The sequence below is a fragment of the Halomonas sp. genome (assembly GCF_033549285.1).
Classification (GTDB): domain Bacteria; phylum Pseudomonadota; class Gammaproteobacteria; order Pseudomonadales; family Halomonadaceae; genus Halomonas.
Window position 1 is genome coordinate 80,795 of record NZ_JAWSUJ010000005.1, and the last position, 4,580, is coordinate 85,374.

Consider the following 4,580-nt stretch of genomic DNA (forward strand, 5'->3'; position numbering starts at 1 on the left):
CTGCTTGGCGCGCTCGCTGCCGCCGTCCTGGTCGAAGCCGGCGACGGTGTTCAGGAAGTCCTGGACCTCGGGGGTGTCAAATATCTTCACGGTCATGGTCGGTTATCCTCGATCGTTATCTGGTGCAGTCCCGCAGCGGACTGGCGTGCCTCATCCGCGACTCAGGCGTCGTCCTCGCGGATGGAGGACGGGTGGCGACACAGCGGCTTGACGCTGATCTCCATGTAGGGAAAGAGCGGCAGGTTGCTGACCAGCTCCTGCAGCTCGGCGTTGTCCTCGACGTCGAAGATGCTGACGTTCGAGTAGCTGCCGGCCACGCGCCACAGGTGGCGCCACTTGCCGGAGCGCTGCAGCTCCTGGGAGTAGGCCTTCTCGGTCGCCTTGATCTCGGCGGCCTGTTCGGCCGGCATGGACGGCGGCAGCTTGACGGTCATTTCCACCTGAAACAGCATGATGTTCTCCTCCTCTCTTCGGGACTGGCCCGATAACGATTGATGGCGGCCGCTTTCGGGCGGGCCTTACTGGCGCGCGTAGTGGGCCAGCTTGTCTTCGTCCAGGGTGATGCCGAGCCCCGCGCCCTGGGGCAGGTCGACACCGAACTCGCGGTAGTTGAGCGGCTCGGCGACGATGTCGTCCTTGAGCAGCAGCGGGCCGAACATCTCGGTGCCCCAGGCCATCTCGGGAAGCGTCGCCCAGGCATGCAGCGAGGCGGCGGTGCCGATGGTGCCCTCGAGCAGGGTGCCGCCGTAGAGGCCGATGCCGGCGGCCTGGGCCACATGGGCCAGCTCCAGCACGCCGTGCAGCCCGCCGGACTTGGCGATCTTGAGGGCGAAGGCGCCGCTGAAGCCGCCAGCCACCAGGTCGAGCCCGTCGCGGGCGTCCTGCACCGCCTCGTCGGCCAGCATCGGCACGTTGAAGCGGTTGGCCAGGCGGATCAGGCCGGCATGTTCGCGAGCGGGAATGGCCTGCTCGATCAGCTCGATGCCGGCGTCCTGCAGCGCCTGGATGCCGCGCACCGCGCTGGACTCGTCCCAGGCCTGGTTGACGTCAACCCGCACCCCGGCGCGATCGCCCAGGGCCTCCTTGATGGCGGCCACATGGCGCACGTCCTGATCCACCGGGTTGGCGCCGATCTTCAGCTTGAAGTCGCAGTGGCGACGCTGCTCGAGGCGCAGCAGGGCCTCGTCGATGTCCTTTCGGGTATCGCCGCTGGCCAGGGTCCAGAGCACCGGCAGGTGCGTCTGGCGGGCGCCGCCCAGCAGGTCGGCCACGGAGAGGCCCAGGCGCTTGCCCTGGGCGTCGAGCAGCGCGGTCTCCAGCGCCGACTTGGCGATGGCGTTGCCGCGGGCATGGCGATTCAGCCGGGCACGCAATGCATGGACGTTGCCCGAGGGCTGGCCGACCAGCAGCGGCGCCAGGTAGGCATCGATATTGGTCTTGATGCTCTCGGGACTCTCGGGGCCATAGGCCAGCCCGCCGATGGTGGTGCCCTCGCCGAGGCCCTCGATGCCATCGCTGTGACGCATCCGCACGATGACCATGGTCTGGCAGGCCATGGTGGTCATGGAGAGCTTGTGCGGGCGGATGGTCGGCAGGTCGACCAGCAGCGTCTCGATGCTTTCGATCACGGATGACATGGGGGGCTCCGAAGTCCGGGAATCTGGTGATTGCATGGCAGTTTGATTGCAGCGGGAAGACCGAACCAATATTGTTTGGGTGCCCTGCCATACCCAGGAGGTATCATGGAACTGCGCCACCTCAGGTACTTCTGCGTGGTCGCCGAGGAGCTGAACCTGACCTGTGCCGCCGAGCGGCTGCACATGTCACAGCCGCCTTTATCCAGGCAGATCAAGCAGTTGGAGAAGGAGGTCGGGGCCGAGCTTTTCGAGCGGGGCTCCCGCGGCCTGCGCCTGACCACCACCGGGCAGTTCTTCCGGCAGCACGCCATCCAGATACTCGAGAAGGTGGACGCCACTCTGGAGGCCACCCGGCGCATGGCCCGCAGCAAGCGCGTCATGTTCGGCATCGGCTTCGTGCCGTCGGTGTTCTATGGCCAGCTGCCGCTGCTGGTCCGCGACTTACGACAAAAGGATAATGTCGAGCTGAGCCTGGCCGAGCTGACCACGGTGCAGCAGATCCAGGCCCTGAAGGCGGGTCGAATCGACATGGGGTTCGGTCGTCTCAGGATAGACGACCCGGACGTGGAGCAGGAGGTACTGTTCGACGAGCCGCTGATGGCGGTGGTGCCGACAGGCCACCCGCTGGAGGGCACCACCCCGACCCTCGAGCAGCTCGCCCGCTACCCGCTGATCCTGTTTCCCGCCAAGCCGCGCCCCAGCATGGCCGACATGGTGCTCGGGCTCTTCCGCCGTCAGGGGTTGAAGGTGGAGGTGGTGCAGGAGGCCAACGAACTGCAGACGGCGCTGGGCCTGGTGGCTTCGGAGATCGGCATCAGCCTGGTGCCGGAGCAGGTACGCCGCGTGCAGCGCGACGGCATCAGCTATGTCTACCTCGCCGACAGGAGCATCACCACCCCCGTCATCTGCAGCCGCCGCCGCGGAGAGGCCCCCTCCCCGGTGATGCAGGAGGCCAACGCCATCCTCGAGGTGCTGGTGGAGAACCGCCGCAGCGGGCGCTATCCATGAGGCGCCGGGGCCCTGCGGACAGTAATCGCCCACGACAGGACCCGGGCCATCGGGCCCGGGTCTCGAGGTGATAGTGGCGAGCGGTCGCGCTACTCGAGCGACTCGTAGGGCAGCCCCACGTAGTTCTCGGCGATGGTGGTCAGCCCGGCCTCGGAGCTGGTCACGTAGTCCAGCTCGGCCTGCTGCATGCGGGTATTGAAGTCCTCCTCCTCGGAGAACTTGTGCAGCATGGAGGTCATCCACCAGGAGAAGCGCTCGGCCTTCCAGATCCGCTTGAGGCAGGTCTCGGAGTAATTGGGGATCAGGTCGGTGCGTCCCTCCTGGTAGACCTTGACCATCAGCCGATAGAGGGTGTTGACGTCGCTGGCCGCCAGGTTGAGCCCCTTGGCGCCGGTGGGCGGCACGATATGCGCGGCATCGCCCACCAGGAAGAGGCGCCCGTACTGCATGGGCTCGACCACGAAGCTGCGCAGCGGCGCGATGCTCTTCTCGATAGAGGGCCCGGTGATGAGCTTCTCGGCCACCTCATCGGGGATCCGCCGCTTGAGCTCCTCCCAGAAGCGCTCGTCGGACCAGTCCTCGACCTTCTCGTCCAGCGGCACCTGGATGTAGTAGCGGCTGCGGGTCGAGGAACGCATGCTGCACAGGGCGAAGCCGCGCTCGTGGCGGGCATAGATCAGCTCCTCGGCCACCGGCGGGGTGTCGGAAAGCAGGCCCAGCCAGCCGAAGGGGTAGACCTTCTCGAACTCCTTGATGCGACCCTCGGGGATCGACTGGCGCGAGATGCCGTGGAAGCCGTCGCAGCCGGCCACGTAGTCGCACTCCAGGCGATGGGTCTCGCCATCCTTCTCGAAGGTGACATAGGGCCGGTCGGTCTCGAGGTCATGGGGCTGGACGTTGTCGGCCTCGTAGATCGTGTTGGCGCCGATCGACTCCCGCGCCTCCATCAGGTCGCGGGTCACCTCGGTCTGGCCGTAGACCATCACCGTCTTGCCGCCGGTGAGCCCGGACAGGTCGACACGCACGCGGCGATTGTCCAGGGCCAGCTCGACGCCGTCGTGGACTTCGCCCTCTTCGTCCATGCGCTTGTCGACACCCGCCTCGCGCAGCAGGTCGACCATGCCCTGCTCCAGCACGCCGGCACGGATGCGGCTCAGCACGTACTCGCCGCTCTTGCGCTCGAGGATGACGTTGTCGATGCCCTGGCGGCTGAGCAGCTGGCCGAGCAGCAGGCCCGAGGGGCCGGCGCCGATGATCGCGACCTGTGTCTTCATGGGGAAGCTCCGTTGTCAGGCAGTGGTGAACATCTGTTCGCTATGTGGATTGTATTTTTCACTGAAATACACGCCCGTATAAGGCAATATTGGCAGAGTTAATTGGACGATCCCAATATGAATGGCCGACTTTCGTCGTAAAGTCCTGACCGGAGGCCCGATGTCCGACGCTGCTGTCCCCGTCTTCAAGCTGTATGGCGAGACGCGCCACTGGCCGACGCCTGACCTGCTCCACTGGGAGTCGATTCCCGAACGCAGCCGGCTGCACGACTGGAGAATCCACCCCCATCGCCATACCGACCTGCTGCACCTGCTCCACCTGTCGTCCGGTCGCGTCCGCCTGGAGCTGGAGGGGAGCCGGCACTCCCATGACGCCCCTCTGGTCATCGTGGTGCCGGCCATGAGCATTCATGGCTTCCATTTCTCGCCGGATACCCAGGGGCATATCATCACGCTGGCAAGCCCCCTGGCCGAGCGGCTGGAGGCGCGCCTGGGCGGCCAGGCCGAGGTCCTGTCCCGGGCCACCGCCTACCCTCTCGAGGGGAACCGGCGGGCCGGGCGTATCGCCACCCTGGTGGATCAGCTCGGGGAGGAGTATCGCCACCCGGCCCCCGGCCGCGAGCGATTGCTGGAGGCGTTCGCCGAGGCACTGTTCATCGAG

5 protein-coding genes are annotated in these 4,580 nt (G+C 66.4%); 2 read left to right on the forward strand and 3 right to left on the reverse strand.

The window, feature by feature from the left end; all coding sequences use genetic code 11:
* Positions 1–161: 161 nt before the first annotated feature.
* Both catC and SCI24_RS02415 read right to left on the reverse strand, forming a co-directional pair.
* Complete coding sequence (gene catC / locus SCI24_RS02410) at positions 162–452, reverse strand: muconolactone Delta-isomerase (protein WP_106232437.1); 291 nt, start codon at positions 450–452, stop codon at positions 162–164.
* Between the two features lie 66 nt (positions 453–518).
* Positions 519–1,637 (reverse strand): muconate/chloromuconate family cycloisomerase, encoded by a 1,119-nt coding sequence (locus SCI24_RS02415; RefSeq protein WP_318723809.1) that lies wholly within the window; start codon positions 1,635–1,637, stop codon positions 519–521.
* 105 nt (positions 1,638–1,742) lie between these two features.
* Between SCI24_RS02415 and SCI24_RS02420 the strand changes: the two genes are divergently transcribed.
* Positions 1,743–2,645, forward strand: a complete 903-nt coding sequence (locus tag SCI24_RS02420) for a LysR family transcriptional regulator (protein ID WP_318723810.1) — start codon at positions 1,743–1,745, stop codon at positions 2,643–2,645.
* 89 nt (positions 2,646–2,734) lie between these two features.
* On the opposite strand, the gene pobA is transcribed toward SCI24_RS02420, so the two are convergent.
* Positions 2,735–3,919 (reverse strand): 4-hydroxybenzoate 3-monooxygenase, encoded by a 1,185-nt coding sequence (gene pobA / locus SCI24_RS02425; RefSeq protein WP_318723812.1) that lies wholly within the window; start codon positions 3,917–3,919, stop codon positions 2,735–2,737.
* Positions 3,920–4,079: 160 nt separating this feature from the next.
* On the opposite strand from pobA, the gene SCI24_RS02430 reads away from it, so the two are divergent.
* Positions 4,080–4,580 (forward strand): AraC family ligand binding domain-containing protein (locus SCI24_RS02430; RefSeq protein WP_412928857.1); only part of this gene is annotated, 501 nt, incomplete at its 3' end.

Coding starts and splice junctions, on each gene's coding strand:
- catC (WP_106232437.1), bottom strand. CDS start 452: ATGCTGTTTCAGGTGGAAATGACCGTCAAGCTGCCGCCGTCCATGCCG.
- SCI24_RS02415 (WP_318723809.1), bottom strand. CDS start 1,637: ATGTCATCCGTGATCGAAAGCATCGAGACGCTGCTGGTCGACCTGCCG.
- SCI24_RS02420 (WP_318723810.1), top strand. CDS start 1,743: ATGGAACTGCGCCACCTCAGGTACTTCTGCGTGGTCGCCGAGGAGCTG.
- pobA (WP_318723812.1), bottom strand. CDS start 3,919: ATGAAGACACAGGTCGCGATCATCGGCGCCGGCCCCTCGGGCCTGCTG.